At 71.8% G+C, this 27000-nt stretch carries 31 protein-coding genes; 6 read left to right on the top strand and 25 right to left on the bottom strand.

Annotated features, from left to right (window positions below; translation table 11 throughout):
* Positions 1-2 precede the first annotated feature (2 nt).
* From DAI17_RS16760 to DAI17_RS16745, 4 genes are read right to left on the bottom strand one after another with little or no spacing between them, the layout of a single operon-like run.
* Positions 3-1700, bottom strand: a complete 1698-nt coding sequence (locus tag DAI17_RS16760) for a Mur ligase family protein (RefSeq protein ID WP_107774348.1) — start codon at positions 1698-1700, stop codon at positions 3-5.
* 26 nt (positions 1701-1726) lie between these two features.
* On the bottom strand, positions 1727-2497 hold the full coding sequence (fabI, locus tag DAI17_RS16755) for an enoyl-ACP reductase FabI (protein WP_107774347.1): 771 nt from the start codon (positions 2495-2497) through the stop codon (positions 1727-1729).
* A 20-nt stretch (positions 2498-2517) separates the two neighbouring features.
* Positions 2518-3243: a 3-oxoacyl-[acyl-carrier-protein] reductase gene (gene fabG, locus DAI17_RS16750; RefSeq protein WP_107774346.1), complete on the bottom strand. Its 726-nt coding sequence runs from the start codon at positions 3241-3243 to the stop codon at positions 2518-2520.
* A gap of 52 nt (positions 3244-3295) precedes the next feature.
* Positions 3296-3508, bottom strand: coding sequence for a dodecin (locus DAI17_RS16745; RefSeq protein WP_107774345.1), 213 nt, complete (start codon positions 3506-3508; stop codon positions 3296-3298).
* Between the two features lie 88 nt (positions 3509-3596).
* Between DAI17_RS16745 and DAI17_RS16740 the strand changes: the two genes are divergently transcribed.
* Together DAI17_RS16740 and DAI17_RS16735 are read left to right on the top strand one after the other, a co-directional pair.
* Positions 3597-3899: a DUF3099 domain-containing protein gene (locus DAI17_RS16740; protein ID WP_107774440.1), complete on the top strand. Its 303-nt coding sequence runs from the start codon at positions 3597-3599 to the stop codon at positions 3897-3899.
* Positions 3900-4047: 148 nt separating this feature from the next.
* Positions 4048-4251 (top strand): acetone carboxylase, encoded by a 204-nt coding sequence (locus tag DAI17_RS16735; RefSeq protein ID WP_107774344.1) that lies wholly within the window; start codon positions 4048-4050, stop codon positions 4249-4251.
* A 15-nt stretch (positions 4252-4266) separates the two neighbouring features.
* On the opposite strand, the gene moaA is transcribed toward DAI17_RS16735, so the two are convergent.
* Complete coding sequence (gene moaA / locus DAI17_RS16730; protein ID WP_107774343.1) at positions 4267-5256, bottom strand: GTP 3',8-cyclase MoaA; 990 nt, start codon at positions 5254-5256, stop codon at positions 4267-4269.
* A gap of 127 nt (positions 5257-5383) precedes the next feature.
* Here moaA and DAI17_RS16725 point away from each other — a divergent pair, with 127 nt between their 5' ends.
* Positions 5384-6280, top strand: a complete 897-nt coding sequence (locus DAI17_RS16725) for an SURF1 family cytochrome oxidase biogenesis protein (protein WP_107774342.1) — start codon at positions 5384-5386, stop codon at positions 6278-6280.
* Here DAI17_RS16725 and DAI17_RS16720 read toward each other — a convergent pair.
* From DAI17_RS16720 to DAI17_RS16710, 3 genes are all read right to left on the bottom strand, one after another.
* Positions 6166-6921 (bottom strand): SDR family oxidoreductase, encoded by a 756-nt coding sequence (locus DAI17_RS16720; protein WP_107774341.1) that lies wholly within the window; start codon positions 6919-6921, stop codon positions 6166-6168. The genes DAI17_RS16725 and DAI17_RS16720 overlap by 115 nt on opposite strands.
* A 28-nt stretch (positions 6922-6949) precedes the next feature.
* Positions 6950-8827 carry an ABC transporter ATP-binding protein gene (locus DAI17_RS16715; RefSeq protein ID WP_107774439.1) on the bottom strand — a complete coding sequence of 626 codons (1878 nt, stop codon included), beginning with the start codon at positions 8825-8827 and terminating at the stop codon, positions 6950-6952.
* A 90-nt stretch (positions 8828-8917) separates the two neighbouring features.
* Positions 8918-10516, bottom strand: a complete 1599-nt coding sequence (locus DAI17_RS16710) for an ABC-F family ATP-binding cassette domain-containing protein (RefSeq protein ID WP_107774340.1) — start codon at positions 10514-10516, stop codon at positions 8918-8920.
* 118 nt (positions 10517-10634) lie between these two features.
* Between DAI17_RS16710 and ypfJ the strand changes: the two genes are divergently transcribed.
* Entirely contained in the window at positions 10635-11564 is a 930-nt protein-coding gene (ypfJ, locus tag DAI17_RS16705; RefSeq protein WP_107774339.1) for a KPN_02809 family neutral zinc metallopeptidase, read from the top strand.
* 9 nt (positions 11565-11573) lie between these two features.
* On the opposite strand, the gene DAI17_RS16700 is transcribed toward ypfJ, so the two are convergent.
* The 3 genes from DAI17_RS16700 to DAI17_RS16690 are packed head-to-tail and all read right to left on the bottom strand — an operon-like array spanning position 11574 to position 14975.
* Complete coding sequence (locus DAI17_RS16700) at positions 11574-12476, bottom strand: phosphotransferase (RefSeq protein WP_107774338.1); 903 nt, start codon at positions 12474-12476, stop codon at positions 11574-11576.
* 10 nt (positions 12477-12486) lie between these two features.
* Positions 12487-14064, bottom strand: coding sequence for an ABC transporter permease (locus tag DAI17_RS16695; RefSeq protein WP_107774337.1), 1578 nt, complete (start codon positions 14062-14064; stop codon positions 12487-12489).
* Complete coding sequence (locus DAI17_RS16690; protein ID WP_107774438.1) at positions 14061-14975, bottom strand: ABC transporter ATP-binding protein; 915 nt, start codon at positions 14973-14975, stop codon at positions 14061-14063. Before DAI17_RS16690 ends, DAI17_RS16695 begins: the two co-directional genes overlap by 4 nt.
* Before the next feature lie 54 nt (positions 14976-15029).
* On the opposite strand from DAI17_RS16690, the gene DAI17_RS16685 reads away from it, so the two are divergent.
* Complete coding sequence (locus tag DAI17_RS16685) at positions 15030-15554, top strand: GbsR/MarR family transcriptional regulator (protein ID WP_107774336.1); 525 nt, start codon at positions 15030-15032, stop codon at positions 15552-15554.
* On the opposite strand, the gene DAI17_RS16680 is transcribed toward DAI17_RS16685, so the two are convergent.
* From DAI17_RS16680 to DAI17_RS16615, 14 genes are all read right to left on the bottom strand, one after another.
* Positions 15525-16127 (bottom strand): acVLRF1 family peptidyl-tRNA hydrolase, encoded by a 603-nt coding sequence (locus DAI17_RS16680; RefSeq protein WP_107774335.1) that lies wholly within the window; start codon positions 16125-16127, stop codon positions 15525-15527. The genes DAI17_RS16685 and DAI17_RS16680 overlap by 30 nt on opposite strands.
* 18 nt (positions 16128-16145) lie before the next feature.
* The gene (locus tag DAI17_RS16675) at positions 16146-16388 is read right to left on the bottom strand and encodes a helix-turn-helix transcriptional regulator (protein ID WP_107774334.1); all 243 of its coding nucleotides are present in this window, start codon (positions 16386-16388) and stop codon (positions 16146-16148) included.
* 30 nt (positions 16389-16418) lie between these two features.
* Positions 16419-17297, bottom strand: a complete 879-nt coding sequence (locus DAI17_RS16670; RefSeq protein WP_107774333.1) for an ABC transporter permease — start codon at positions 17295-17297, stop codon at positions 16419-16421.
* Positions 17297-18229: an ABC transporter ATP-binding protein gene (locus tag DAI17_RS16665; protein WP_234412547.1), complete on the bottom strand. Its 933-nt coding sequence runs from the start codon at positions 18227-18229 to the stop codon at positions 17297-17299. The genes DAI17_RS16670 and DAI17_RS16665 overlap by 1 nt, the downstream gene beginning before the upstream one ends.
* Before the next feature lie 86 nt (positions 18230-18315).
* Positions 18316-18873, bottom strand: a complete 558-nt coding sequence (locus DAI17_RS16660) for an NYN domain-containing protein (RefSeq protein ID WP_199905170.1) — start codon at positions 18871-18873, stop codon at positions 18316-18318.
* On the bottom strand, positions 18866-19249 hold the full coding sequence (locus DAI17_RS16655; RefSeq protein ID WP_107774331.1) for an ASCH domain-containing protein: 384 nt from the start codon (positions 19247-19249) through the stop codon (positions 18866-18868). Before DAI17_RS16655 ends, DAI17_RS16660 begins: the two co-directional genes overlap by 8 nt.
* Before the next feature lie 34 nt (positions 19250-19283).
* The gene (locus tag DAI17_RS16650; RefSeq protein ID WP_107774330.1) at positions 19284-19667 is read right to left on the bottom strand and encodes a metal-sulfur cluster assembly factor; all 384 of its coding nucleotides are present in this window, start codon (positions 19665-19667) and stop codon (positions 19284-19286) included.
* The gene (gene sufU, locus DAI17_RS16645; protein WP_107774329.1) at positions 19664-20110 is read right to left on the bottom strand and encodes a Fe-S cluster assembly sulfur transfer protein SufU; all 447 of its coding nucleotides are present in this window, start codon (positions 20108-20110) and stop codon (positions 19664-19666) included. The genes DAI17_RS16650 and sufU overlap by 4 nt, the downstream gene beginning before the upstream one ends.
* Positions 20110-21372, bottom strand: coding sequence for a cysteine desulfurase (locus DAI17_RS16640; RefSeq protein ID WP_107774328.1), 1263 nt, complete (start codon positions 21370-21372; stop codon positions 20110-20112). The genes sufU and DAI17_RS16640 overlap by 1 nt, the downstream gene beginning before the upstream one ends.
* 44 nt (positions 21373-21416) lie before the next feature.
* Positions 21417-22178, bottom strand: coding sequence for a Fe-S cluster assembly ATPase SufC (gene sufC / locus DAI17_RS16635; protein ID WP_107774327.1), 762 nt, complete (start codon positions 22176-22178; stop codon positions 21417-21419).
* Positions 22175-22522, bottom strand: a complete 348-nt coding sequence (locus tag DAI17_RS16630) for a non-heme iron oxygenase ferredoxin subunit (RefSeq protein WP_107774326.1) — start codon at positions 22520-22522, stop codon at positions 22175-22177. Before DAI17_RS16630 ends, sufC begins: the two co-directional genes overlap by 4 nt.
* Positions 22522-23688: a Fe-S cluster assembly protein SufD gene (gene sufD, locus DAI17_RS16625; protein ID WP_234412546.1), complete on the bottom strand. Its 1167-nt coding sequence runs from the start codon at positions 23686-23688 to the stop codon at positions 22522-22524. The genes DAI17_RS16630 and sufD overlap by 1 nt, the downstream gene beginning before the upstream one ends.
* Positions 23689-23773: 85 nt before the next feature.
* Positions 23774-25192: a Fe-S cluster assembly protein SufB gene (gene sufB, locus DAI17_RS16620; RefSeq protein ID WP_107774324.1), complete on the bottom strand. Its 1419-nt coding sequence runs from the start codon at positions 25190-25192 to the stop codon at positions 23774-23776.
* Positions 25189-25899, bottom strand: a complete 711-nt coding sequence (locus DAI17_RS16615) for a helix-turn-helix transcriptional regulator (protein WP_234412545.1) — start codon at positions 25897-25899, stop codon at positions 25189-25191. The genes sufB and DAI17_RS16615 overlap by 4 nt, the downstream gene beginning before the upstream one ends.
* A gap of 160 nt (positions 25900-26059) precedes the next feature.
* Between DAI17_RS16615 and DAI17_RS16610 the strand changes: the two genes are divergently transcribed.
* Positions 26060-26938, top strand: a complete 879-nt coding sequence (locus tag DAI17_RS16610) for a lysylphosphatidylglycerol synthase domain-containing protein (protein ID WP_107774322.1) — start codon at positions 26060-26062, stop codon at positions 26936-26938.
* The last annotated feature ends 62 nt before the right edge of the window (positions 26939-27000 follow it).

Genomic DNA, 27000 nt, shown 5'->3' with positions numbered 1-27000 from the left:
CGTCAGGCCGAGGTGGCCCGCACCTTCGCCGCGAGCGCTGCGGGCGTGTCCGGCGTACCGCCGTGCTCGGCGATCCAGGCGTAGGCCTCCTCGCGCTCGGCGTGGCACATCAGTCCGACCACGTCCCCCGGCTTCGCCTCGGCGACGAGTGCGGCCAGGCACTCCACCTCGGTCCCGTACGCCGGGACGTCCTCGACCCCGACGCGGGCGGCCCCGGTCCGCAGGAGTGCCGAGATCTCATCCATGGTGCGGCCGCGCAGGTAGCGCTCCTTGTGACCGATCGCGATCACGTCGCTGCCCTTGGCGCCGATCTCGCCGAGCGCGTCGATGAGCTCGTCGGTACGGTCCCCGACCGCGCCGACGCCGAGGAGGAGACGCGCGCCCGAGCGGCGGACGCCGTTCATGATCTCCAGCAGCGCCTCGAGTCCCGCCTCGTTGTGGGCGAGGTCCATGACGACGGAGATCTCGTCCCCGTCGAGCGGCAGCGTGAAGAAGTTCATCCGACCGGGATTGTGCTCCGCGTCGGGCAGGAAGGACCGTAGCCCCTCGACCACGGCCTCCACCGGCAACCCGACCGCCAGGGCGGCCGAAGCGGCGGCGAGCGTGTTCTCTACGTTGAAGCGGGACAGGCCGGCCAGCGTCATCGGGACGTCGACGAGCTCGACCAGCGGCAACGGGTCGGCCGAGGGCTCGAGGACCGTCACCCAGCCGTCGATGACGGTCGTGGCCCGCCCCCCGCTGCCGAGGACCTCGCGGATCGCCGGCGAGTCTGGGTCGCGGGAGAACACCCACGGCCTGGCCTTGGTCACGGCACGCATCGCGAGGACGCGGGGGTCGTCGGCGTTGAGCACGGCCCAGCCGTCCTTGCGGGTGATCTGCGGGACGACCGACTTGACCTCCGCAAGCTGGTCGACGGTGTCGATGCCCTGGAGGCCGAGGTGGTCCGCGGTCACGTTGGTGACCACGGAGACGTCGTTGTGGCGCAGGCCGATGCCCTTGAGCAGGATGCCGCCGCGGGCGGTCTCGGTGACGGCCATCTGCACCTCGTCGTGCGCCAGCACGCGCCCGGCTCCGCTGGGGCCGGAGTAGTCGCCGGCCTCGACCAGCTCGCCGTCGATGTAGATGCCGTCGGTGTTCGACCAGCCGACGAGCAGGCCGTGGGTGCGCGCGATGTGCGCGATCATCCGGCTGGTCGTGGTCTTGCCGTTGGTCCCCGTGACCGCGATGACCGGCACGCGGGGAGTGAGCGTGGTGGGACCGTCGCCGGCCTCGGCAGCGGCCACCGTCTCCGCGGCGGCGCTCACGGCGGCCTCCAGGTCGGGGGTCGGGAGCGCGTCGAGGGCCTCGGCCACGGCCCGCCCGAGGGCCGTCGCCCGGCCCCGGTGGCGCCACGGGTAGGCGACGACCAGCCGGTCCGGGTCGCTGGTGGGACGCACCCGCACCGCGAGCCGCGTCGTACCGGACTCCCCCGCGATCGCCCGCAGGAGCCGTGCCACCGCACGCATCGCGAACCGCTGGCGGAAGCCGCTCCCCGGCGCGCCCGGTCGGGTGGTCCGCAGCCCGATCCGGCGCGCGAGCCGCAGGGCGGTCTCCTCCGGTGCCTCGACGATCGTGGTGACGTCGAGGGTCAGCTTGACGGCGGCGCGCGGGAAGTAGAGGTTCGGGCCCTCCAGGACCCGGAGCTCGACGAGAGAGGTCACGCGCGCACGCTACCGAGAAGCGTGCGTCAGAGCCCCATCGCGTGGAAGCCGCCGTCGACGTGCACGATCTCGCCCGTGGTAGCCGGGAAGAAGTCGCTGAGAAGCGCGCACACGGCCTTGGCGGTCGGGACGTGGTCGGTCTCGTCCCAACCGAGCGGCGCGCGGTCCTTCCACGACGACTCGAGGGCCTCGAAGCCGGGGATCGCCTTCGCGGCCAGCGTCTTGAGCGGACCCGCGGAGACCAGGTTGCAGCGGATGCCCTCGGGCCCCAGGTCGCGGGCCACGTAGCGCGAGGTGTTCTCCAGCGCGGCCTTGGCCACGCCCATCCAGTCGTACGCCGGCCACGCCGTCGTCGCGTCGAACGTCAGGCCGACGATGGACCCGCCCCCCGACATCAGCGGCCGCGTGGCGACGGCGAGCGACTTGAGGGAGTAGGCCGACACCTGCACGGCCTGGGCGACGTCCTCCCACGGACCCTCCATGAACTTGCCGCCCAGGAGCGTCTCGGGGTTGCCGTAGGCGATGGAGTGCACGACGCCGTCGAGACCGTCCACGTGCTCGCGCACCTGGTCGGCCAGGCCCGCGAGGTGCGCCTCGTCGGTGACGTCGAGCTCGAGCACCGGCGGCTCGGTGGGCAGCCGCTTGGCGATCCGCTTTGTGATGCCCAGCGCCCGGCCGAAGTTGGAGATGAGCACGGTGGCGCCCTGCTCCTGAGCCACCTTGGCGGTGGCGAAGCCGATGGAGGAGTCCATCGTCACGCCGGCCACGAGGATCCGCTTGCCGTCCAGAAGTCCCATTGTCGAGTCCCTTTCGAGTGTCAGTGGCCCATGCCGAGGCCGCCGTCGACCGGGATGACCGCCCCGGTGACGTACGCCGCCGAGTCGGACGCCAGCCACGTGACGGCGCCGGCGACTTCCTCGGGGGTGGCGTAGCGGCCCAGCGGCACCTGGGTCTTGATGGTCTGCTTCTGCTCGTCGGTGAGCACGTCCGTCATGTCGGTCTCGACGAATCCCGGCGAGACCACGTTGGCGGTGATCGACCGGGAGCCGAGCTCGCGGGCAAGCGAGCGGGCCATGCCGACCAGGCCCGCCTTGGAGGCCGCGTAGTTGACCTGCCCGGCCGACCCGAGCAGCCCGACGACCGAGGAGATGAAGATGATCCGCCCGCGGCGCTGGCGCAGCATGCCCTTGGCCGCCCGCTTGGCCAGCCGGAAGGAGCCGGTCAGGTTGGTGTCGATGACGCTGGACCAGTCGTCCTCGGACATCCGCAGCACCAGCGTGTCGGCAGTGATGCCGGCGTTGGCCACCAGGACCTCGACGGGGCCGTGCGCCTCCTCCACGGTCGCGAAGGCGGCCTCGACCGCCGCCGGGTCGGTGATGTCGCACCGCACGTCGAGCGCGCCGTCGGGCGCACCACCGCTGCGGGTGGTCACCGCGACCTTGTCGCCCTGCGCGAGGAAGGCCTCGGCGATGGCGCGGCCGATGCCGCGGTTGCCTCCCGTCACCAGCACGGATCGGGGCTCGGTCCGGTTGTCGTCGCTCATGGTGCTCGACGCTAGTGATTACCCCGCGGTACGCGAAAAGACCTCGCCGGGCTCACTCGTCCTCGAGGCGGAAGCCGACCTTCATGCCGACCTGGAAGTGCTCGACCTCGCCGTCCACGGCGTGGCCGCGGATCTGGGTGACCTCGAACCAGTCGATGTGGCGCAGCGTCTGCCCCGCGCGCTGGATGCCGTTGCGGATGGCCTGGTCGACCCCGTCCGGGGAGGTGCCGACGATCTCGGTGACGCGGTAGGTGCGGTTGGACACGGGTCCTCCTGGGGTGGGTGCGAACAGTCCCTGCCGAGCCTAGCGACGACCGACGGCGCGTTGGGCCCTGCGACGTACAGTGGTGGCCATGGCCCGCCGTGAGGATCGCAGTGCTCCCGTGCGCATCACCACCGCGGCGACGAGCCACCACGAGGACATCGCCGCCCGGCAGCGCCGCTACGTCATCTCCATGACCATCCGCACGGTGTGCTTCGTCGCCGCCGTCGCCGTGGGCCCCGGCTGGCTCCGCTGGGTGCTGGTCGCCGCGGCCCTCCTGCTGCCGTACGTCGCGGTGGTCATGGCCAACCCGGAGACGCGCAAGGACGACAGCTTCGACCTGCGTGGTACGCAGACCACTCGGCAGCTTCCGCCGCCCGCCACTCGCCGGTAAGAGGTTGTTGGTTTTTGCTGTTCTGTCGTGCAAGAATCAACTTCGCCACCCAGCATCCCCCGTCTGAGGTGGCGTCAGCGGTGCCGGACGGCTTCCCCCGTGGCTGTCCGGCACCGTTTCATTTGCCGACGTCGAAGAGGTCATGAGGTTGAGCGACACGCTCCCCGACATCTGCTCCGCCAAGGGGTGCACGGCCCCCGCGACGTGGGCGCTGCTCTGGAACAACCCCAAGGTGCACACCCCCGAACGCCGCAAGACCTGGCTCGCGTGCGACGAGCACCGCTCGACGCTGGGCGACTTCCTCGGGGCGCGGGGCTTCCTCAAGGACGTCGTCGCCCACCCGGCCGACTGAGGCGCTGACTCCCGGTCAGCCGCCGATGGCCGACATCGGCCGGTCGGGCTGGAGGAAGGCCGGGTCGTCGATCCCGTGGCCCGGCAGCTTGCCCGCCATCGCCGCCACCCAGCGCTGCGCGAGCTCCTCGTCCGTGGCACCCGCCCGCATGGCCGTGCGCAGGTCGGACTCGTCGCGGGCGAACAGGCAGTTGCGGACCTGGCCGTCCGCGGTGAGGCGGACCCGGTCGCAGTCTCCGCAGAACGGCCGCGTGACCGACGCGATGATGCCGACGGTCGCCGGTCCCCCGTCGACGTCGAAGAGCTCGGCCGGAGCGCTCCCGCGCGGCGCACCGTGCGGGGTGAGGTCGAACTCGGCGCTGAGCGCGTCGAAGATCTCGTCGGCGGTGATCATCTCGGCCCGGCTCCACCCGTGCTGGGCGTCGAGCGGCATCTGCTCGATGAAGCGCAGGTCGTAGCCCCGGTCGATCGACCAGCGCAGCAGCTCGGGCGCCTGGTCGTCGTTGATCCCGCGGAGCAGCACGGCGTTGAGCTTGAGCGGAGCCAACCCCGCCTCCCGGGCCGCCTCGAGCCCGGCGATCACGTCGTCGAGGCGGTCCCGCCGGGTCACCTCGTGGAAGGTCTCGCGGCGCACGCTGTCGAGGCTGACGTTGATGCGGTCGAGCCCGGCCTCGCGCAGCGCCCGGGCGTTGCGCTGCAGGCCCAGGGCATTCGTGGTCAGGGACGTCTCGACGCCGCCGAGGTCGTGGGTGCGGCGCACGATGTCGACGAGCCCGCGGCGTACGAGCGGCTCGCCCCCGGTGAACCGCACCTCGCGCACGCCGAGGCGGCGTACGGCGATGGTGATCAGCCGCACCACCTCGTCGTCGGTGAGGGTCTGCTCGTCCGGCAGCCAGTCGAGCCCCTCGGCCGGCATGCAGTAGGAGCAGCGCAGGTTGCACCGGTCGGTCAGGGAGACGCGCAGGTCGGTCGCCACACGGCCGTAGGCATCTGCGAGCGGGAGCATCCGAGTCGTCACCCGAGCCAGTCTAGGTGGTGGGGGTGCGTGACGGTCCTCACTCGCCCACCCGGAGGGGCGTCCGACGGGCGAGGTCGGCGGACCCGCGTGCGGTGGTGCCGGATAGCCTCGTGCAGTGCGACGGTTCGGCTTCCTGCTCAGCAGACGGTGGGTGCTCTTCCTGCTCACCGTCCTCGCGCTCGCCTGGGTCGCGTGGCGGCTCGGCGAGTGGCAGTTCCACCGCCTCGAGGACCGGCAGGAGCGCAACGCGGTCATCGAGCGCAACGAGACGCAGGCACCCGTCCCCGTCACCGAGGTGATGGGCGTCGACGAGCCGCTCTCCTCCGACGAGGAGTGGACCCGGGTCAGTGCCACCGGGACGTACGACGTGGACTCCAGCGTCGTGGTCCGCTACCGCACCCGGGACGGCGCCTCCGGCGTGGACGTGGTCGTCCCCCTGGTCCTTCCCGACGGCACGAGCCTGCTCGTCGACCGCGGCTGGTTCGCCACGGACAACCGTGGGACCACGCCCGAGGACGTCCCCGCTCCCCCGCCCGGCGAGGTCGAGATCGAGGGTTGGGTCCGGATCGACGCGACCGGCGACAGCACGGAGGTGACCGATCGCTCCACGCGCTCCATCAGCAGTGCCGAGATCGGCCCCGCGATCGGCCACGAGGTGCTGCGGGGCTTCGTGGACCTCCGCTCGGAGGCTCCCGAGCCCGCCGAGCCGCTGGCGCCCGCCCAGCTGCCCGAGCTCGACAGCGGCCCGCACTTCTTCTACGGCCTGCAGTGGTGGTTCTTCGGCGCGCTGGCGCTCTTCGGCTTCGCCTACCTCGTGTACGACGAGTCGCGCGGCGGCCGCGGACCGGTGCGGGGCTCGCGCCGCTCTCCCCCGCCCGGGACGGAAGGTGACGACGGTCAGAGCGCCCGGAGCATCCCGCCGTCGACCGGCAGCATGACCCCGTTGACGAACGACGCGGCCGGCGACAGCAGGAAGGCCGCCGCCCGGCCGAACTCCTCCGGCTCCCCGTAGCGGCCCAGCGGGATCGTCGCCTCGGCGGCCGCCCGGGCCGCGTCGGCGTCACCCGACAGGGCGTCGAGCTCGGCGACCCGCTCGGTGCTCACCCGGCCGGGGAGCAGGCCGTTGACCCGCACGCCGCGGGGCCCCAGCTCGTCACACAGGGTCTTGGCGACCATGGCGAGGCCGGGGCGCAGGCCGTTGGAGATGGCCATGTCGGCCAGCGGCGCGCGCACGCTGGAGCTCAGCACCAGCGCCAGGGAGCCACCCTGACCCAGCGCGGCACCGATCTCCCGGGAGAGGCGCACGGCGCCGAGGAAGACCGACGCGAAGGCGGTCGTCCACTGCTCGTCGGTCATCGCGGTGACGGGGCCCTTGGGCGGTCCGCCGACGGAGACGAGGGCACCGTCGAGACGCCCCCATCGCTCGTGGGCGGCCGCGATCAGCCGGGCCGGGGTGTCGGCGTCGGCGTTGTCGGCCTCCACCGTGGTGACTGCGTCCCCGAGGTCGGCGGCCGCCGCCTCCAGGGAGTCCGCCGAGCGGCCCGAGAGGACGACCCGCGCCCCCTCGGCGACCAGGCAGTCGGCGGTGGCGCGGCCCAGGCCACGCGCTCCCCCGGTGACGACGTACACGCGGTCCGCGAGCGACAGGTCCATGTCCTGACCCTAGCCGCGCAGGAAGGCGCTAGACCGCGGCGGCGTCCTCGCGGAACTGAGTCGCGTGCAGGTCGGCGTACAGGCCGCCCTCGGCGAGCAGCGAGGCGTGCGTGCCGGACTGGACGACCCGGCCGCCGTCGAGGACCAGGATCCGGTCGGCGTTGCGCACCGTGGAGAGCCGGTGCGCGATGACCAGCGAGGTGCGGTGCTCCAGCGCCGCGTCGAGGGCGCGCTGGACGGCCGCCTCGGACTCGCTGTCGAGGTGGGCGGTGGCCTCGTCGAGCACCACGATCGCCGGCGACTTGAGCAGCAGCCGGGCGATCGCGAGGCGCTGCCGCTCGCCGCCGGACAGGCGGTAGCCGCGGTCGCCGACGACGGTGTCGAGGCCGTCGGGCAGCCCGCGCACCAGCGTGCCGACCTGCGCGGCCTCGAGTGCGTCCCACACCTGCTCGTCCGTGGCCCCGGGACGGGCGTAGACGAGGTTGGCGCGGATGGTGTCGTGGAACATGTGGGCGTCCTGGGTGACGTAGCCGACCGCGGCCTCCAGCGACTCCAGCGTGACGTCGCGGACGTCGTGCCCGCCGACGCGGACGGTCCCCGACGTGGCGTCGTACAGGCGCGCGACGAGGTGGGTGACGGTCGTCTTGCCGGCGCCCGACGGGCCGACGAGGGCGACCATCTGGCCGGGCTCGGCGGTGAAGGACACGCCGCTGAGCACCTCGCCGGTGTCACGGGACTCCAGGCGCGCGACCTTCTCCAGCGACGCCAGCGACACCTCGTCGGCGCGCGGGTAGCGGAACGAGACGTCGTCGAACTCCAGCCGCGCGGCGGTGCGCGGCAGGACGACCGCGTCCGGCTTCTCCTCGACCAGCGAGGGGAGGTCGAGCACCTCGAAGACGCGCTCGAAGCTGACCAGGGCCGTCATCACGTCGATGCGCACGTTGGAGAGGCCCTGCAGCGGGCCGAGCAGCCGCAGGAGCAGCGTGGCGAGTGCGATGAGGGTGCCGACGGTCAGCTGCTCGCGCAGGGCGAGGTGGCCGCCCACGCCGTAGACCAGCGCCGTGGCGAGCGCCGGGACGAGCATCATCGCGGCCCCGAAGACGCGGGTGATCAGGGCGATCCGCACGCCGAGGTCGCGCACGACGCCGGCCTTGCCGGCGAAGACCACGTCCTCCTCGTCACGGCGGCCGAAGAGCTTGAGCAGCATCGCGCCGCCGACGTTGAAGCGCTCGGTCATGGCGTTGCCGAGGTCGGCGTTGCCGTCCATCTGGTCGCGGGTCAGGCCCGCCAGCTTGGTGCCGACGAAGCGCGAGGTGACGAGCAGGATCGGGAAGAGCAGCAGGCACAGCAGCGTGACTTGCCAGCTCAGCGCGAGCATCGCGATACCGACCACCACGACCGAGATCGTGTTGGACACCGTGCTCGACAGCGTCGAGGTGAAGGCCCGCTGGGCGCCGATGACGTCGTTGTTGAGCCGCGAGACGAGGGCGCCGGTCTGGGTGCGGGTGAAGAACGCCAGGCTCTGCCGCTGCACGTGCGCGAAGACCTGCGTGCGCAGGTCGAAGATGAGCCCCTCACCGATGCGGGAGGAGAACCAGCCGGCCACCACGGCCAGCGCCGCGCTCACGACCGCGACGCCGGCCATCGCCAGGGCCAGCAGCGTCACGAGCCGGCCGTCGTCGCCGGTGATGCCGTCGTCCACGAGCCGCTGCACGAGCAGCGGGTTCACGACCACGAGGCACGCGTCGATGACGGTCAGCAGCAGGAAGACCGCGATCAGGCCGCGGTGGGGGCGCGCGAACGCGAGCACCCGGCGTACGGTCTGGCGGCTCACGCCGCGCGGCACCTCGGACCGGTCCGTGCGCATGGTGCGGAAGATCGCCCCCCGGCCGGCGCCACCCATCATCGACATTCAGTTCTCCTCGCTCGTGCGGTTGCCACCTGTCCGGAGGCTAGGACTTCATGTCCACATGAGGACAAGCCGGCGAGCACCTGGTCAGGCGAGCGACACCAGGTCGAGGTAGCCCTCGTTCCACAGGTCCTCGTCCCCGTCGGGGAGCAGGAGGACGCGGTCGGGCTCGAGGGCACGCACGGCCCCCTCGTCGTGGGTGACGAGGATGATCGCTCCTTCGTAGGAACGGATCGCCGCCAGCACTTCTTCCCGCGAGGCGGGGTCGAGGTTGTTGGTGGGCTCGTCGAGCAGCAGCACGTTGGCGCTGGAGACCACGAGCGCGGCCAGGGCCAGTCGGGTCTTCTCGCCGCCCGAGAGCACCGCCGCGGACTTGTGCGCGTCGTCGCCGGAGAAGAGGAAGGAGCCCAGCACGCTGCGCGCCTCGCTGTCGGTGAGCTGGGGCGCGGCCGACTGCATGTTCTCCAGCACCGTGCGGCCGGTGTCGAGCGTCTCGTGCTCCTGGGCGTAGTAGCCGACCTTGAGGCCGTGGCCGGGCAGCACGCGACCCGTGTCGGCCTCGTCGACGCCGGCGAGGATCCGCAGCATCGTGGTCTTGCCCGCGCCGTTGAGGCCCAGGATCACCACGCGCGAGCCCCGGTCGACGGCCAGGTCCACGTCGGTGAAGACCTCGAGCGAGCCGTAGGACTTCGACAGCTCCTCGGCCGTGATCGGGGTCTTGCCACAGGCGGCCGGGGCGGGGAACTTGATCCGCGCCACCTTGTCGGACGCGCGCTCCCCCTCCAGGCCCGCCATCATCTTCTCGGCGCGCTTGAGCATCGACTGCGCAGCCGTGGCCTTGGAGGCCTTGGCCCGCATCTTGTTGGCCTGGTCGGTGAGGGTCTTGGCCTTGCTCTCGGCGTTGGCCCGCTCGCGCTTGCGACGACGCTCGTCGGTCTCGCGCTGCGCGAGGTAGTTCTTCCAGCCCATGTTGTAGACGTCGATCACGCCGCGGTTGGCGTCGAGGTGCATCACCTTGTTGACGGTCGCCTCGAGCAGCGCGTTGTCGTGGCTGATGACGATCAGCCCGCCCCTGTGGGAGGACAGGAACCCGCGGAGCCACACGATGGAGTCGGCGTCGAGGTGGTTGGTGGGCTCGTCGAGGAGCAGCGTCTCGGCGCCGGAGAACAGGATCCGGGCCAGCTCGACGCGACGGCGCTGGCCGCCCGAGAGGGTCTTGAGGGGCTGGTCGAGCAGCCGCGTCTCGATGCCGAGGCTGCTGGCGATCTGCGCGGCCTCGGACTCCGCGGCGTAGCCGCCGCCGGCGTGCAGCTCGGCGTCGGCGCGGGCCCAGCGCTTCATTCCGCGCTCGTGGACGGCGGGGTCCGGGTCCGCCATCTCGACCTCGGCCTCGCGCAGGCGTCGTACGACGTCGTCGAGACCGCGCGCGGAGAGGATCCGCTCGCGGGCCAGGACCTCCGGGTTGCCGATGCGCGGGTCCTGCGGGAGGTAGCCGACCTCACCGCTGGTCAGCACCGTGCCGGACGCCGGCTGGGCCTCCCCGGCGAGGATCTTGGTGAGGGTCGTCTTGCCGGCGCCGTTGCGCCCGACGAGCCCGACCTTGTCACCGGCGGCGATGCGGAAGTTGACGTTCTCCATGAGGAGGCGAGCGCCCGCGCGGACCTCGAGCTGCTGGGCGGTGATCATCGGTCCCGAGTGTACGGAGGGCGGGCCCACCCCTAGGAATCGGCGGTGTCCCGCGAAGCGCCCCGGGAGCGCTAACCTGCCCCTCGGTCCACCCTGCTCACGTCGAAAGGCGCTCCTCATGCGGTTCAACCCGAAGGCTGACATCAGCGGGGGTCGTGTCGGCGACGCCGGACGCGGCGGCGGCGGTGGCGGTGGGATGCGGATCCCGCTCCCCGGCGGCACGAGGGCCGGTGGCGGCATCGGCGGCCTGCTGGTCATCATCCTGTTCCTCGTCCTGACGCAGTGCGTGGGCGGCGGCGGGGGCATCGACACCGGCACGGACCCCAGCAGCCAGGGTGGCAACCCGGCCGGTCTCGACCAGGACAGCGAGCGGTACGCCAACTGCAAGACCGGCGCCGACGCCAACAAGGACGTCGACTGCGCGCGCAAGGCGGTGCTCTTCTCCCTCGAGCAGTACTGGGGCGCGACCCTCCCCGAGCAGGCCGGGACCGAGCTCGCGCCGGCCCAGACCATCACCTTCAGCGGCGGCGTCAGCACCGGCTGCGGCCAGGCCACCTCGCAGGTCGGCCCGTTCTACTGCCCCGCCGACCAGCAGATCTACCTCGACACCACGTTCTTCTCCGACGTCCTCGAGGGCCAGCTCGGCGGCCAGGGCGGCGACTTCGTCGAGCCCTACGTCCTCGCCCACGAGTACGGCCACCACATCCAGAACCTGATGGGCACCATGGGCCGCGTCCGCACCCAGCAGGGCCCCCAGTCCGACGCGGTGCGGCTCGAGCTCCAGGCCGACTGCTACGCCGGCATGTGGACCCGGGACGCCAGCGACGGCGACGGCATCCTCCAGGGGCTCGACCAGGGCGACATCGAGGAGGCCATCGACTCGGCCAAGACCGTGGGCGACGACCGCATCCAGCAGAAGTCCGGCCAGGGGGTCGACCCGGAGGGCTGGACCCACGGCTCGTCGGAGCAGCGGGCCCGCTGGTTCTCGACCGGCTACGACGAGGGCACCCTCGAGGCCTGCGACACCTTCGCGGCCGGCCAGCTCTGACCCCGCTCGTCAGCCGAGGAGGGCCTCGATCTGCGTGACCTGCCGCTGCATCGCGACGATGTACGGCGCGACCGCCGGGTGGCGGAACTTGCCGGCGAGCGCGCCCTCCCCGTCGGCGACCCGGCTCAGCGCCCAGTCGACCCTCGTGAGCGCGGTGTAGACGGCTGTGACGCGAGCGCCCAGCACGGCCTGCTCCCGGGTCGCGAGGCCCGCCGGCAGGCCGTCCAGGTAGGCGTCGAGGAGCGGGCCGAAGCCCTCCCGCGACGACAGCGACAGGTAGCCGAGGTCGGCGCCGACGGGTCCGTGCCCCAGGTGGGACCAGTCGATCGCGACGGCGTCCGTCCCGTCCCGGGCGGGCACGTTGGCGGCGACCGGGTCCCCGTGCTGGGCCACGGCCGGCAGCTCGTCACAGCGCGCCAGCCAGGACTCGCGCCGGACCCACAGGTGGTCGGCGACGTCGGCGGCCGGCGTCCGGGCCAGGGTGCCCCACCCACCTCGTCGTTCCACCAGCGCGAGCCGGGTGCGCAGCTGGCCGGTGGCGAGCCAGGCGTGGCCCCCGAGGTCCGCGCCGGCGAAGCGCCCGAGGCTGTGGGCGATGAACAACCCGCCGGGCGGCTCGCCCACGACCCGCTGGTGCACGACGCTGACGCCGTCCTCGTCCTCCTCCACGCGTACGACGGGTGCCTCGCGCAGCCCGGGCGTACGGCGTACGACGCCGGACAGCGCCACGTCGGCGGCGCGCCGCCACCAGCTGGTGTCCCGCGGGTCGCTCAGCCCCGGCGGGTCCGGCGGCTCGGGGGCCGCGAGCCGCTTGACCACGACCTCGCGCCCGTCCTCCACCGCGGACCAGACCCCGAACGTCGACGGGCCGGCGCCCGGGAGTCGCTGCCAACCGGGCTCGGGCTGCCACATGCCCCGGAGGCTAGCGGACCTCCACGTCCCGACGCCGGAACGCCGCCTGGCCGGCCACGCTGAGCGCGGCAGCGATGGCGCCCAGGACGAGGAACGGTGCCCATCGGAACGGCTCGGCGGGCACCAGGGCGAGGTGGTGGAAGGGCGAGAGGTCCTGCAGCCACTCCGGCATCTTGAAGAGCGGACCGAAGAGCAGGATGACGACGGCGAAGAGGAGGCCCGCCCACGCCAGGCTCGTCCACCGGGGCACGACGCCGAACAGCAGGCGCGCCAGGCCGCTCAGCACCAGCACCGGCGCCAGCAACGGCAGCGTGGCGACGAAGTAGCGGCCGACCGCCCCGGAGTCCCCGGAGGTCAGGGCGAAGCCGATGCCCAGGCCGAGCCCGCCGGCCCCGAGCACCAGCGCGGAACCCGCCACGGTCAGCAGCACCTGGGCCAGCAGCCACCGCTGCCGCGAGAGCCCGGTCGCCAGGAGCACCTCGACCCGGCCCTCGTCCTCGTCGCGGCGGGGACGGATGGCGCTGGAGACCGCGTACCCGCAGGCCAGCAGTGCCAGCATGAGGATGGCGGTGGCGTAGAACGCGTCGACCAGGGCCCCGCCGGCCTGGGCGAACAGGTCCCGCGACATCTCGCTGTCACCCATCAGGTCCCCCACGTCGTCGCCCAGCGACCCGTAGGAGAGACCGGTGAGGAACAGCCCGGCCGACCAGCCGATCACGGACCCTCGCTGCAGCCGCCAGGCCAGCCCCTCGGGCGTCCCCAGGAGGCCGCCGGCGCGGTCGGGCCCCGGCCGGTCCACCAGGACGCCGGCGCCGAAGTCACGCCGCGCGAAGACCAGGACGGCGCCCACCGTGGTCGCCGCGGCGGCGGCCAGCAGGAGCAGGACGGGCCACCACCGCAGGCCGGAGAACGCGTGCATGCCCTGGTACCACCCGATCGGTGAGAGCCAGGACAGCGTGCCGTCCCCGACGTCGCCGATCGCGCGGAGGACGTAGGCCGCACCCATCACCGCACCGGTCAGTCCGTACGCCGCCCGCGGGCTGCTGCCGAGCTGGGCGGCCAGCAGCGCCGTACCGGTGAAGACGGCGCCCACGGCGGCGAGGCCGACGCCGAGGGCGATCGAGTCGGCGGCGGCCAGCGGGAACGTCACCAGGCTCAGCGCGACCATGGCGCCGACGAGGAGGTTCGCGAGCAGCGCGACGACCAGCGTCGCGGCCGTGGTGGCCTGCCGCCCCACCGCCGCGGCGCGGAGGAGCTCGTCGCGCCCGGTCTCCTCCTCGGCCCGGGTGTGGCGGACCACGAGGAACATCGACATCAGCCCGACGGTGATCGCGCCGAACGCCGTCGCCTGCCAGGTCACCTGGCCGCCGATGGTGTTGAGGGCGCGGGCCGGCCCCGCCATGGCGACGAAGGCGGTGTTGGTCTCCATCATCGCCGCCGCGCGGTCGAACTCCGCCTGGGTCGTGTACAGACCCTTCACGCTGACGGCCTGCGACCAGTAGAGCAGCGTGATCCCGAGGGCCCACCACAGCACCATCCACCGGTCGCGGCGCACGTAGTGCCGCACCAGCAGCCAGGTCCCGGTCATGACGCGTCCACGGGCGCGGCCGTCGGCACCGCGTCGCCGTAGTGGCGGAGGAACAGCTCCTCGAGCGTCGGCGGGGTCGCCGACATGGTCCTGATCCCGGCCGCGTGCAGCACGCCGAGCACCGTGTCGAGCTCCGCCGTGTCGACCTCGAAGGCTGCACGCCGACCCTCGACGACCAGGTCGTGCACGCCGGGCAGGCTGGCCAGCCCCCCGGGCGGCCGCTCCGTCTCGGCACGCACGGTGGTGCGGGTCAGGTGCCGCAGCTCGGACAGGGTGCCCGTCTCCACGCAGCGCCCGGACCGCAGGATGCTCACCCGGTCGCAGAGCTGCTCCACCTCGGCCAGGACGTGGCTGGAGAGCAGCGCCGTCCCGCCCTGCTCGCGGAACTCGTCGACGCACTGCTCGAAGACCTCGCCCATCAGCGGGTCCAGCCCGCTGGTCGGCTCGTCCAGCAGCAGGAGCTCGACGTCGCTGGCCAGCGCCGCGACGAGGGCGACCTTCTGCCGGTTGCCCTTGGAGTAGGTGCGGCCCTTCTTGGTGGGGTCGAGCTCGAAGCGCTCCACGAGCTCCGCCCGCCGTCGCTCGTCCAGCCCGCCGCGCAGCCGGCCCAGCAGGTCGATCACCTCGCCGCCGGTCAGGTTGGGCCACAGCGACACGTCGCCGGGAACGTAGGCAAGGCGCCGGTGCAGGTCGGCGGCCTCGCGCCACGGGTCGCCGCCCAGCAAGCGGACGCTCCCCTCGTCGGCCCGCAGCAGGCCCAGCAGCACCCGGATGGTGGTGGACTTCCCGGACCCGTTGGGACCGAGGTAGCCGTGCACCTCGCCCTCGGCGACCGTCAGGTCGAGGCCGTCGAGGGCGTGCACCGTGCCGAAGTGCTTGACGAGTCCGGCGATCTCTATGGGGGCGCTCACGTCGGCGAGCATATCGAAGGTTCAGCAGTTTCTGAAGAGTGTTATGTTTCGGACATGCAGGACATCGCGGGCACGCAGCGGGATGCGTCCGAGAAGTACGTGGAGAGGATGGGCGCCGCCCTGGCCGGCGCCGGGCTGGCACGGTTGCCGTCCCGGGTGTTCGCCGCCCTCACCGTCGACCCCGACGGCCGCATGACCTCGGCGGAGCTCGTCGAGGCCCTGGGCGTGAGCCCCGCGGCCGTCTCGGGCGCGGTCAACGCGCTCAGCCGGATCGGGTTCCTGCACCGGGAGCGCGAGCGTGGCTCGCGGCGAGACGTCTATGTCGTGGACGACGACGCGTGGCACCGGGCGATGATGCAGCACGACGCCACCTACGCCCCCATGGTCACCGCCCTGGCGGAGGCGCTCGACGGGTTGGATCCCGGGAGTCCCGAGCACCACAGGCTGTGGGTGATGCTGGAGTTCCTGCGCTTCGTCGGGTCCGAGCTCGACGCCATCGGCGAGCGCTGGACCGCGCACCTCGCGCGGCTCCAGTCCGACCGCGCGGCCTCAGGCGTTGGTGACCGACACGGCCAGTGACTGCGCGTCGGCGATCGCCCGGTCGAGCACCACACGGCGGGGGTCCGGCACGGCGAGCCACGGCTCCACGACCTCGGCACCCGAGAGCCGCGGGTCGGCCAGCACCTCCTCTACGGCGCCCCGGTCGCCTCCGGTGACGAGCGGTCCGGGACGCAGGATGCGCGCGGCGTGCTCGGCCGCTGCCTCGTAGGCCTGCCGGGCCTGGTTGTCCCGTCGACGGGCGAAGCGCTGCTGGCTCTGCCCGCCGGCCTTGGTCCGTCCCTGGACGTGCCGCTGTCCGATCTTGTGCTCGACGAGCTGCTCCCCCTGGAGCCTGGCCACCGCGAACCCGCCCTTGCGCACGAGCAGCACGCCCCAGCGGGCGGGCGGCGAGGCGGCGGCGAGCATGCCGCCGACGTCGGGCACACCGTCGTACGACGCCCCGAAGGGAAGGCGGGCGGCGAAGGACGAGCCGTCGGCGGCCGCGCCGCAGAGGGCACCGTCCTGCACGGCGTACGTCGTCGGACCGTGCCGGACGACGAAGTTGTCGACCCATCGCGCGAGGCGGGCGGGTGGGACGAGGACGACGGGCACGGCGCAGACGTTAACCCCTCAGGCGGAGCGCCCCGCGCCGTCGCTGACGCGCGGGAACGGGTCCAGCGAGAAGACCGCCTCGACCGGGACGCCGAAGAACGCCGCGATCCGCAGCGCGAGGTCGAGGCTGGGGCTGTTCTCGCCACGCTCGAGGTAGCCCACGGTCTGGTAGTGGACCCCGAGGGCTGCGGCCAGGTCGCGGCGGGACACGCCCTGCTCGGCACGCAGCAGGGCGATGCGGTTGTGCACGGAGTCGCTCATCAGATCCACCCCATCACGTGCTCCGCCACCTCACTTCACCCACTGGGTGGCGGCCTCGCGCGCCGCGGCCACCTGGGACCCCGACTGCCGGCGTGCCATCCGACGCAGCAGGACCGGTACGACCAGCGCGCTGGCCACGGCCCACGCCCCGAGGACCGCAACCGTCTCCACCGTGCGCCACGACCCGCCGATCTCGATCGCGGCCGCGGACTCGGGCAGGAAGGCCGAGCGCATGCCGAGGCCCAGCCAGTACATGGGGAACAGCTGGGCGACCACCTGCACCCAGCCCCACAGGGCGGTGATCGGGTAGAAGATGCCCGAGATGCCGGCGAGGAGCATGACCGGGAGCATCCCCCACATGCCGACCTTCTGGACGCCGGGCACGAGGGCACCGATCATCATCCCGATCGGCAGCGTCGCGAGCAGGCCGAGCACCAGCACCCAGGCCACGGTGAACCAGCCGCTCGGGTCGGCCATCAGGCCATCGAAGAGCAGGAAGCTCGGCACCAGGACGGCGACGGTCTGCGGGACGATGCTCGAGCTGTGCAGGACCAGCTGGCCGGCGAAGTAGCCGACGAGGCCGTGCGGCACCGCCTTGGCGCGCAGCAGGGTCCCGTCCTCCTTCTCCATCGCGAGGGCGTACGCCGGGCCGATCACGAGTCCGAAGGCGACCAGCCCGCCCAGGATGCTGGGCAGGGCCACCGAGGGCAGCATCAGGTCGGTGCCCTCGACGGGGGTGTCGCGCCGCAGGTAGAGGTAGCCGACGGCGAGGAAGGCGGTGAAGAGGTAGAACCACTGGTCCTGGGAGCTGCGCAGGCTCTGCACGAACTCCGCCCAGCCGCGCGCCAGGCCGAGGCGGACGGCGTGGAGCACCGGACTCCCGGTCGGCGCAGGCTGTCGGCTCGCCATCAGATCACCTCCGTGAAGGCCTGGGCCGCCTCGTCGGACTGCCCCGACTCGTGCCGCTGCACCAGGGCGAGGTAGGCGTCCTCGAGGCTCGCCCGCCGGACCTCGAGGTCCTCCACGGCGGCTCCGTGCTCGTCGAGGAGCCGGTGCACGAAGGCGGTGGCGTCCTGGGTGGCGTGCACGAAGCGCTCACCATCACGCGACCACTTCACCTCGACCTCGATGGCCGCACGCAGGGCGAGCCGCTCGGCCGTGTCGTCGGCGACGATGCGACCTCCCGCCAGGATGAGCACCCGGTCGGCGAGCTTCTCGGCCTCGTCGAGGTCGTGGGTGGTCAGCAGGATCGTGGTGTCCTCGAGGTCGGCGAGGCGGTGCACGAGGTGGTGGAACTCGCGGCGTGCTTGCGGGTCGAAGCCCGCCGTCGGCTCGTCGAGGAAGAGCAGGTCGGGCCGGCCGACGATCCCCATGGCCACGTCCAGGCGGCGCCGCTGGCCGCCGGAGAACGTCGAGATCTTCTGGTCGGCGAGGTCGGTCAGCCCGACCACGTCGAGCAGCTCCTCGGTGGGCGTCGGTCGGGGTCGCTCGGCGGTGCCGTACGGCGCGTAGTAGCCGCCCATCTGGTCGAGCAGGCGTCGCGGCGTCCAGCGAGGGTGGTCACGCCAGGACTGCAGGACGACGCCCGTCCGTGCGCGCCACCCCTCCGTGGCCCTGCTCGGGTCCTCCCCCAGCACCGACACCGATCCGGCCGAGCGCTGCCGGAAGCCCTCGAGGATCTCGATGGTCGTCGTCTTACCGGCACCGTTGGGCCCGAGCAGGCACACCACTTCGCCGGCGCCGACGGTGAAGTCGACCCCGGTGAGGACGTCCGTGGCGCCGTAGCGCATCCGCAGGTCCCGGACCTCGACGACCGGGGCGGAGTGCTCGTTCTCGCGCACTCCGTCAATGTAGTACGTGTGCTACGCCCGTAGCAAGAGTGCTACATGCGCGTGATGCACGAGCGGGCCCGGCAAGCAACCCCTCGTCAGAGGAAGTCGAGCGGGTCGAACTCGTCGATGGGGATCACGCGCACCCGCGGCAGCGGGGCGGTGAAGGCGCCGACGTCGTGCTCGAGGTCGATGATCCGCAGGCCCGGGAGCCCGCGGAAGGCGCCGTTGACGAACTCGTTGAACCCCACCACGCCGACCTGACGGCTGCCGTCGCACAGCCGGGACACCTGGTCGACGAAGTCGCCGTCGTGGCTGACGAGCACCACGTCGGCGTCCCGTCGCTCGACGAGGGCGTCGGCGGTGCGCTGGATGGCGATGTCGACGACCTTGCCCGGGCCGCTGAGCGGGATGGGCCGGAAGCCGATGGCCAGCAGCGCCTGGACGAAGGTGGTCGGCAGCTCGGATCCGGCGGCGAGGAAGAACAGACCGGTGACGTCCTGGTCGAAGGCGCGCTCGGTCCACTCCAGGAGCCGGTCCCAGCGCGGGCGCTCCTCGGGCCGGGGTCGCCGCCCGAGGATGGAGCTGCCGAGGGTGGCGTCGATGTTCTCGCCGTCGACGAGGAGGTACGTCGTGCGCTCGGACACGTCAGTCACCCCGGTAGACGACCCGGAAGTGCTCCCGCACGTCGTCCCCGGAGACCTCGACGGTCGTGGTCTCGATGAGTGCGCGGGGGCGCCCCTCGCCGTCGCACAGGATCGACAGGACGCCCTCCTCGGGCAGCATGCCGTCGTAGTCGCCGAGCGGGGCGCTGGTCGCGCCCCCCTCGTCGGTCAGCGCGGTCGCGACGAAGTCGTCGGCCTCGGCCGGGGTGTCGCCGTAGGACCACGCCGGCGGCGGGACCGACTCGAGCGGCGTCGGCCCGAAGTAGGACGGGGCCGCGTTGAGCTTGGCGTGCATCCGCGCCACGTCCCAGAAGGCACGGACCTCCGGGTGGTCGGGCTCGGTCACGGTCACGTCGGCGTCGGTCATGACCGGAGCCTAGCCGTCGCCCCGGCCCGCGAGCTCAGACGTTGAAGCCGAGGGCCCGCAGCTGCTCGCGGCCGTCGTCGGTGATCTTGTCGGGACCCCACGGCGGCATCCAGACCCAGTTGATGGCCACGTCGTTGACCAGGCCCTCGAGGGCGGAGTTGGTCTGGTCCTGGATGACGTCGGTCAGCGGGCAGGCCGCGGAGGTCAGGGTCATGTCGATGACGGCGTTGCTGCCCTCGTCGAGGTGCACGCCGTAGACGAGGCCGAGGTCGACCACGTTGATGCCGAGCTCGGGGTCGACGACGTCCTTCATCGCCTCGGTCACGTCGTCGACGCTGACGGTGCTCGTGCCGCCGGCTGCAGGCACGTCGGGCAGGTCGCCGTGGTCCACGGGGGTGGGGGCGCTGTTCTCGGTCATGCCTTCTCCTTCTCGATGGTCTGTGTGGTCGCGTCCTTCCACGCCATCCAGGACAGGAGGGCGCACTTGACGCGGGCGGGGAACTTGGCGACGCCGGCGAACGCGATGCCGTCCTCGAGGACGTCCTCGTCCGGCTCCACCTGCCCCTTGCCCTGCATCAGCTCCAGGAACGCCTGGTGGATCGTCATGGCCTCGTCGACGTCCTTGCCGATGAGGAGGTCGGTCATCACCGACGTCGACGCCTGGGAGATCGAGCAGCCCACGGCGTCGTACGACACGTCCCGCACCACGCCGTCGTCGAGGTGGACCCGCAGCGTCACCTCGTCACCGCACGTGGGGTTGACGTGGTGCACCTCGGCCTCGAACGGGTCCCGCAGGCCCGCGTGGTGGGGGTGCTTGTAGTGGTCCAGGATGATCTCCTGGTAGAGGGCGTCGAGGTCCATCAGCTCCCCAGCTTGAAGTAGGAACGCGTGTGGTGCAGGCCCTCGACGAGTGCGTCGATCTCGGCCGGGGTCGTGTAGAGGTAGGACGACATCCGGGTCGAGCTCTGCACCCCGAAGCGGGCGTGGGCGGGCTTGGCGCAGTGGTGGCCGGCGCGGACGGCGATGCCACGCGAGTCGAGCACCTGTGCCACGTCGTGGGGGTGCACGCCGGCGAGCTCGAACGAGATCGCGCCACCGCGCGAGGCGGCGTCGAGCGGACCCATGACGGTCAGGCCGGGCACGGACTGCAGGCCCTCGAGCGCGTAGCCGGTGATGGCCTGCTCGTGGGCGTGCACCGCCTCCATGCCCACGTGGTCCAGGTAGTCGACCGCGGCGCCGAGGCCGACGGCCTCGACGATCGGCGGCGTACCGGCCTCGAACTTGTGCGGGATGCCGGCGTACGTCGAGCGCTCCATGCGCACGGTCTCGATCATCTCTCCCCCGCCGAGGAACGGCGGCAGCTGCTCGAGCACCTCGCGCCGGCCCCACAGGACGCCGATGCCGGTCGGGCCGACGACCTTGTGGCCGGTGAAGACCAGCACGTCGGCGCCGCTGGCCACGACGTCGACCGGCAGCTGCGGGACGGCCTGCGAGGCGTCCACGACGACGATCGCGCCCACGGCGTGCGCCCGGTCGGCGATCTCGCGGACGGGGTTGATCGTGCCCAGCATGTTGGACACCCAGGTCAGCGAGACCACCTTGGTGCGCTCGGTGATCAGCTCGTCGATGTCGGACAGGTCGAGCCGCCCGTCGTCGGTCAGGCCGAACCACCGCAGCGTCGCCCCGGTCCGCTCGGTGAGGAGCTGCCAGGGCACGATGTTGGAGTGGTGCTCCATCTCGGTGATGACGACCTCGTCGCCCTCACCGACCTGGAGGTCACCGCGCCACGCGAGGGTGTTGGCGACCAGGTTGAGCGCCTCCGAGGCGTTCTTGGTGAAGATCACCTCGTCGCGGCTGGGCGCCTTGATGAACGCCGCCACCCGGTCCCGGGCCGCCTCGAAAGCCTCCGAGGACTCCGCGCCGAGCTGGTGCATGGCGCGGGCGACGTTGGCGTTGTGGTGCTCGAGGTGGTCGACCATCGTGTCGATGACGACCTGCGGCTTCTGCGAGGTGTTGGCGCTGTCGAGGTAGACCAGCGGGTGCCCACCCGCGAGCACGCGCTCGAGGATCGGGAAGTCCTTGCGGATGACCTCCAGCTCCGGCAGCAGTCCGGGGATGCTCATCGCTGGTCTCCTCTCGTCGTACGTCGTGGGGTGCGGGCGGCCGGTCAGACCGTGGCGGTCTTGGTGTACTTGTCGTAGCCCTCGGCCTCGAGCTGGTCGGCCAGCTCGGGACCGCCCTGCTCGGCGATCCGGCCGTCGACGAAGACGTGCACGTGGTCGGGGGTGATGTAGCGCAGGATGCGGGTGTAGTGGGTGATCAGCAGGACACCCTTGCCCTCCTGCGAGCGGAAGCGGTTGACGCCCTCGCTCACGATGCGCAGCGCGTCGATGTCGAGGCCGGAGTCGGTCTCGTCGAGGATGGCGACCTTGGGGTCGAGCAGCTCGAGCTGGGCGATCTCGTGGCGCTTCTTCTCGCCGCCGGAGAAGCCCTCGTTGACCGAGCGGCCCGAGAACGACGCGTCGAGGTCGAGGTTCTCCAGGGCCGTGTTGACGTCCTTGACCCACGTGCGCAGCTTGGGCGCCTCGCCGTCGATGGCGGTCTTGGCGGTGCGCAGGAAGTTGGCCACGGAGACGCCGGGCACCTCCACGGGGTACTGCATGGCCAGGAACAGGCCGGCGCGGGCCCGCTCGTCCACCGACATCGCGAGGACGTCCTCGCCGTCGAGGGTCACGGTGCCGCCGGTGATCGTGTACTTGGGGTGACCGGCGATGGAGTAGGCCAACGTGGACTTGCCCGACCCGTTGGGGCCCATGATCGCGTGGGTCTCGCCGTCGTTGATGGTCAGCGTGACGCCCTTGAGGATCTGCTTGGGGCCGTCCTCGGTCTCCACGGAGACCTGGAGGTCGTTGATCTCGAGCTTGCTCATGCGGGGGTAACTCCGTTCAGGGTGGTGTCGGTGTCGACCCAGACAGTGGCGCTGCCCTCGTCGTCACGGATCTGTACAGGGAAGGTTGCTACGGGTTCGGTGGCCGGGAGGCCGGTGGGCTTGCCGGTGCGGAGGTCGAAGCGGGAGCCGTGCAGCCAGCACTCGACCGTGCAGTCGGCGACGTCGCCCTCGCTGAGCGCCACCGCGGCGTGCGAGCAGAGGTCCTGGATCGCGAAGACCTCCTCGCCGTCACGCGCGACGGCGACGTCGAGGTCGCCGATCGTGACGGCCAGGGCCTGGTCGGCCGGGACCTCGTCGAGGGCGCAGGCGCGGACGAACCCCATCAGCGCTGTCCTGAGCTCGTCGAAGGGGTGTCCTTGAGGACGTTCTTGGCCAGCTCGGCCTCGACCGTCGTCATCAGCCGGTCCTCGATCGAGGGCACGCCGATCTTGCGGATCAGGTCGTTGAAGAAGCCGTGCACGACCAGGCGGCGCGCCTCCTTGTCGTCGATGCCTCGCGCCCGGAGGTAGAACAGCTGCTCGTCGTCGAAGCGGGCCGTGGCACTGGCGTGGCCGGCACCCTCGATCTCGCCCGTCTCGATCTCCAGGTTGGGGACCGAGTCGGCCTGGCAGCCGTCGCTGAGCACGAGGTTGCGGTTCTCCTCGTAGGTCTCGATGCCCTCGGCGACCTTGCGGATGAGCACGTTGCCGATCCACACCGTGTGGGCGCCCTGGCCCTGCAGCGCACCCTTGTAGACGGCGTGGCTCTTGGTGCGGGGGGCCGTGTGGTCGGCGAAGAGCCGGTGCTCGATGTGCTGGCCCGCGTCGGCGAAGTAGAGGCCGAGCAGCTCCGCCGAGCCGCCGGGACCGGCGTACGACACGTTGGCGTCCATCCGCACGACGTCGCCGCCGAAGCTGACCGCGACGTGCTTGTAGGTCGCGTCGCGACCGACGGTCGTCTCGTGGTGCGTGAGGTGCACGGCGTCGTCGGCCCAGTCCTGGAGCGAGATCACCGAGACCTGCGCACCGTCGCCCACGACGACCTCGACGACCTGGGCCATCGACGCGTGTCCGGTGTGGTTGAGGACCACGGTCGCCCGGGAGTGGTTGCCGAAGCGGAGCACGACGTGGCCCGCCTCGGTCACCTCGACGTCCTCACCCGTGAGCTCCACGACGATCGGCTCGGTGACGTCGGCCTCGGCCGGCACGTCCACGAGCAGGGTCGCGGGCACCTCGGCCAGGACGCGGGCGGCGAACCGGGTGTTGGGCACGAGGCCGCTCACGCCGCGCAGCGAGCGTGCCTCGTCGCCGTCCACACCCTCGATGCGCACGCCGGCAGGCGTGTTCCAGGTGCAGGCGGTCGCGCTGGGGGCGAACTCGGCGTCGGCGTGGAGGCCGCGCAGCCGCTTGAGGGGCGTGAAGCGCCAGATCTCCTCGCGGCCGGTGGGCACCGCGTGGTCGGCGACGTCGAAGGAGCCCTCCGGGTGGAGGTGGCTCTCGACCTTGTCCACCTCGAGGGCGGATCGAACGGAATCCGTGACAGTCACTACGTCTCTTTCTGGTGCGAAGCGGGCGGGGCTGCTGATCCGGGGAGGATCAGCCGACCGCGCCCTCCATCTGCAGCTCGATCAGGCGGTTGAGCTCGAGGGCGTACTCCATCGGCAGCTCCTTGGCGATCGGCTCCACGAAGCCGCGGACGATCATCGCCATCGCCTCGTCCTCCTCCATGCCGCGCGACATGAGGTAGAAGAGCTGGTCGTCGGAGACCTTGGAGACGCTCGCCTCGTGGCCCATGGACACGTCGTCCTCACGGATGTCGACGTAGGGGTAGGTGTCGCTGCGGCTGACCTGGTCGACCAGGAGCGCGTCGCACAGCACGTTGGACTTCGAGCCGTGCGCCCCCTCGTTGACCTGGATGAGGCCGCGGTACGACGTGCGGCCGCCGCCGCGGGCCACCGACTTGCTCAGGATCGAGCTCGACGTGTGGGGGGCTGCGTGCACCATCTTGGCGCCGGCGTCCTGGTGCTGGCCCTCGCCGGCGAAGGCGATGGACAGCGTCTCGCCCTTGGCGTGCTCGCCCATGAGGTAGATGGCGGGGTACTTCATCGTCACCTTGGAGCCGATGTTGCCGTCGACCCACTCCATGGTGGCGCCGGCCTCGCAGGTCGCGCGCTTGGTGACGAGGTTGTAGACGTTGTTGGACCAGTTCTGGATGGTCGTGTAGCGGCAGCGGCCGCCCTTCTTGACGATGATCTCCACGACCGCGGAGTGCAGCGAGTCGCTGGAGTAGATCGGCGCGGTGCAACCCTCGACGTAGTGCACGTAGGCGTCCTCGTCGACGATGATCAGCGTCCGCTCGAACTGGCCCATGTTCTCGGTGTTGATCCGGAAGTAGGCCTGCAGCGGGATGTCCACGTGGACGCCCTTGGGCACGTAGATGAACGAGCCGCCCGACCACACCGAGGTGTTGAGCGCGGCGAACTTGTTGTCGCCGACGGGGATCACCGTGCCGAAGTACTCCTGGAAGAGCTCCGGGTGCTCCTTGAGCGCGGTGTCGGTGTCGAGGAACAGGACGCCCTGCTCCTCGAGGTCCTCACGGATCGAGTGGTAGACGACCTCGGACTCGTACTGCGCGGCGACGCCCGCGACGAGGCGCTGCTTCTCCGCCTCGGGGATGCCGAGCTTGTCGTAGGTGTTCTTGATGTCCTCGGGGAGGTCCTCCCACGAGGTCGCCTGCTTCTCGCTCGAGCGCACGAAGTACTTGATGTTGTCGAAGTCGATGCCGCTGAGGTCGGAGCCCCACGTGGGCATCGGCTTGCGGTGGAAGAGCTTGAGCCCCTTCAGGCGCAGGTCGAGCATCCACTGCGGCTCGTTCTTCTTGGCGGAGATGTCGCGGACGACGTCCTCGTTGAGGCCACGGGTGGCGGAGGCGCCGGCCACGTCGGAGTCGGCCCAGCCGAACTCGTAGCGGCCGATGCCCTGGAGCTCGGGGTTGAGCTCTTCGATGGAGGTCATGCCTTCTCCTTGGTCGTCGGGGGGGTGCTCTGGATCTGCGTCTGGGTGCTGCTGGCCGTGCTGGGGATGCAGGTCGTGCAGACGCCGTCGCCGTGGGCGATCGTCGCCAACCGCTGGACGTGCGTGCCGAGCACCCGGCCGATGGCCTCGGTCTCGGCCTCGCACAGCTGCGGGAACTCGTGGGCCACGTGCGCGACCGGGCAGTGCTGCTGGCACAGCTGGTCGCCGATGGGTAGGTCGCGCACGGTGGCGGCGTAGCCACCGGCGGTGAAGACCCGGGCCAGCGCCTCGGCCGGCGTGAGCGTCGGGTCCTCGGCCGTCACCGCGGCGTAGTCGCGCTCGACGAACCCCACGCGGCGGCGGGCGAACTCCACGACCGCGTCCTCGCCCTGGGTCTCGGCCAGGAACCGCAGCGCGGCGACGGCGAGGTCGTCGTACTGCTGGTCGAACGCGTCGCGGCCGGCGTCGGTGAGGGCGAAGACCCGGGCGGGTCGTCCGCGGCCGCGGCTGCCGTAGACCTTCTGCTCGCGTCCCTCGACCGTGCCGCTCTCGGTCAGGTGCTCGAGGTGGCGCCGCACGGCGGCCGGGGTGAGGCCGAGCCGCTCGGCGAGAGCCGCGGCCGTCGAGGGTCCGTTCTCGAGGATCGACCGAGCCACCCGCTCACGGGTGGGGGCGTCCCTGTCGGGCGCCGTAGAAGTCGTCCTCACGAATTGCACAACGCAAGTGTGACGTTAATGCTTCCGCGCCTTCAAGCAAGGGTCGCCTAACCCGGTCCGCGATTCGGACCTCTTTACAGCACTGTGGCATCGTCTTCGACACCGGGGGTACGAACGACGAACGAGCCTGCATCCCCCCGAGAGGTCATCGATGGGTCTTCGCGCCACCCTGCACCGCGCCGTCCACTCCCGCACCGTCCTCGTGCTCGGGGTCCTCGTGACCCTGGCCGTCCCGGTGTTCACCCTCCCCTCGCTCCCCCAGGTGGCGATGTGGCCGGTCGTCCTCGGCCTCGTGCCGTGGATCGTCGGGAAGTACGTCCTGTGCCCGCTGCGCTGGCGCGCGCTCACCGAGGGCGACCTCGGCCGGTGGTGGCACATGCGGGCCTACGCGGAGTCCGAGCTGCTCGGCCTCCTCACCCCGGGCCACGTCGGCGCCGACCTGTGGCGGCTGCGACGGCTCACCCGCACTGGCCTCGACCGCAGCGCGGCCCTCGTCAGCGTCGGCATGGACCGCGTCGTGGGCGCCATCGGGCTCGCCGTGTTCGTCGGCTTTGCCGGGGCCGCACTGCCGGTCCACCTGCTCCTCCCCGCGCTGGGCATCCTCGTCATCGGCGGGGCGGCGCTGCTCGTGGTCCGCAAGGTCCGGCCCCAGTGGCTGCCCGAGCGACCGCACCTCCCGGCACCCCGCCAGCTGGCCCTCGGGCTGCTCCTGTCGGCCGGCTACCAGCTGTCCATCGCGGCCCTGCTCCTCGGCACGATCGCCGCGACCGGCCACGGGCTCCACCCCCTCTCGGTCCTGGGCGCGTTCGGTGCGAGCCAGCTGGCCGGGGCCGTCCCCGGGCCCAACGGCGCCAGCCCGCGCGACGCCGCCCTGGTCGTCGCCCTCGCCGCGCTCGGCATCCCGCTGGTCGCGGCGGTCGCCGCGGTCGCCCTCAAGGCGGCCATCGCCTGGCTCCCGGCCCTCACCCTGGGTGGCGCCAGCCTGTTCATGACGCGTCGCAGCCACAAGGCCGGGCTAGTCCCTGCCTGAGCGCAATTGGTCCGGACTGGGTATTCCGGTCCGGCCGCCGGACCCGCAGGCTGGGAGGGACC

Source organism: Nocardioides sediminis (genome assembly GCF_003047295.1).
In the GTDB taxonomy this organism is placed as follows: domain Bacteria; phylum Actinomycetota; class Actinomycetes; order Propionibacteriales; family Nocardioidaceae; genus Nocardioides; species Nocardioides sediminis.
Note: the sequence above shows the minus strand (reverse complement) of the source record. Positions and strands in the feature narration are given on the sequence as shown.

What these genes read in the sequence shown, in the direction of transcription:
- DAI17_RS16740 (WP_107774440.1), top strand. Translation starts at nt 3,597, where the DNA reads ATGGCCCGCCGTGAGGATCGCAGTGCTCCCGTGCGCATCACCACCGCG.
- DAI17_RS16710 (WP_107774340.1), bottom strand. Translation starts at nt 10,516, where the DNA reads ATGATCACCGCCCAGCAGCTCGAGGTCCGCGCGGGCGCTCGCCTCCTC.
- ypfJ (WP_107774339.1), top strand. Translation starts at nt 10,635, where the DNA reads ATGCGGTTCAACCCGAAGGCTGACATCAGCGGGGGTCGTGTCGGCGAC.
- DAI17_RS16670 (WP_107774333.1), bottom strand. Translation starts at nt 17,297, where the DNA reads ATGGCGAGCCGACAGCCTGCGCCGACCGGGAGTCCGGTGCTCCACGCC.
- DAI17_RS16655 (WP_107774331.1), bottom strand. Translation starts at nt 19,249, where the DNA reads ATGACCGACGCCGACGTGACCGTGACCGAGCCCGACCACCCGGAGGTC.
- sufB (WP_107774324.1), bottom strand. Translation starts at nt 25,192, where the DNA reads ATGACCTCCATCGAAGAGCTCAACCCCGAGCTCCAGGGCATCGGCCGC.
- DAI17_RS16700 (WP_107774338.1), bottom strand. Translation starts at nt 12,476, where the DNA reads ATGTGGCAGCCCGAGCCCGGTTGGCAGCGACTCCCGGGCGCCGGCCCG.
- DAI17_RS16695 (WP_107774337.1), bottom strand. Translation starts at nt 14,064, where the DNA reads ATGACCGGGACCTGGCTGCTGGTGCGGCACTACGTGCGCCGCGACCGG.
- DAI17_RS16640 (WP_107774328.1), bottom strand. Translation starts at nt 21,372, where the DNA reads ATGAGCATCCCCGGACTGCTGCCGGAGCTGGAGGTCATCCGCAAGGAC.
- DAI17_RS16720 (WP_107774341.1), bottom strand. Translation starts at nt 6,921, where the DNA reads ATGGACCTGTCGCTCGCGGACCGCGTGTACGTCGTCACCGGGGGAGCG.
- DAI17_RS16650 (WP_107774330.1), bottom strand. Translation starts at nt 19,667, where the DNA reads ATGACCGAGAACAGCGCCCCCACCCCCGTGGACCACGGCGACCTGCCC.
- DAI17_RS16675 (WP_107774334.1), bottom strand. Translation starts at nt 16,388, where the DNA reads ATGAGCGACTCCGTGCACAACCGCATCGCCCTGCTGCGTGCCGAGCAG.
- DAI17_RS16630 (WP_107774326.1), bottom strand. Translation starts at nt 22,522, where the DNA reads ATGGGGTTCGTCCGCGCCTGCGCCCTCGACGAGGTCCCGGCCGACCAG.
- fabI (WP_107774347.1), bottom strand. Translation starts at nt 2,497, where the DNA reads ATGGGACTTCTGGACGGCAAGCGGATCCTCGTGGCCGGCGTGACGATG.
- moaA (WP_107774343.1), bottom strand. Translation starts at nt 5,256, where the DNA reads ATGCTCCCGCTCGCAGATGCCTACGGCCGTGTGGCGACCGACCTGCGC.
- sufU (WP_107774329.1), bottom strand. Translation starts at nt 20,110, where the DNA reads ATGGACCTCGACGCCCTCTACCAGGAGATCATCCTGGACCACTACAAG.
- sufC (WP_107774327.1), bottom strand. Translation starts at nt 22,178, where the DNA reads ATGAGCAAGCTCGAGATCAACGACCTCCAGGTCTCCGTGGAGACCGAG.
- fabG (WP_107774346.1), bottom strand. Translation starts at nt 3,243, where the DNA reads ATGAGCGACGACAACCGGACCGAGCCCCGATCCGTGCTGGTGACGGGA.
- DAI17_RS16685 (WP_107774336.1), top strand. Translation starts at nt 15,030, where the DNA reads ATGCAGGACATCGCGGGCACGCAGCGGGATGCGTCCGAGAAGTACGTG.
- DAI17_RS16715 (WP_107774439.1), bottom strand. Translation starts at nt 8,827, where the DNA reads ATGATGGGTGGCGCCGGCCGGGGGGCGATCTTCCGCACCATGCGCACG.
- DAI17_RS16610 (WP_107774322.1), top strand. Translation starts at nt 26,060, where the DNA reads ATGGGTCTTCGCGCCACCCTGCACCGCGCCGTCCACTCCCGCACCGTC.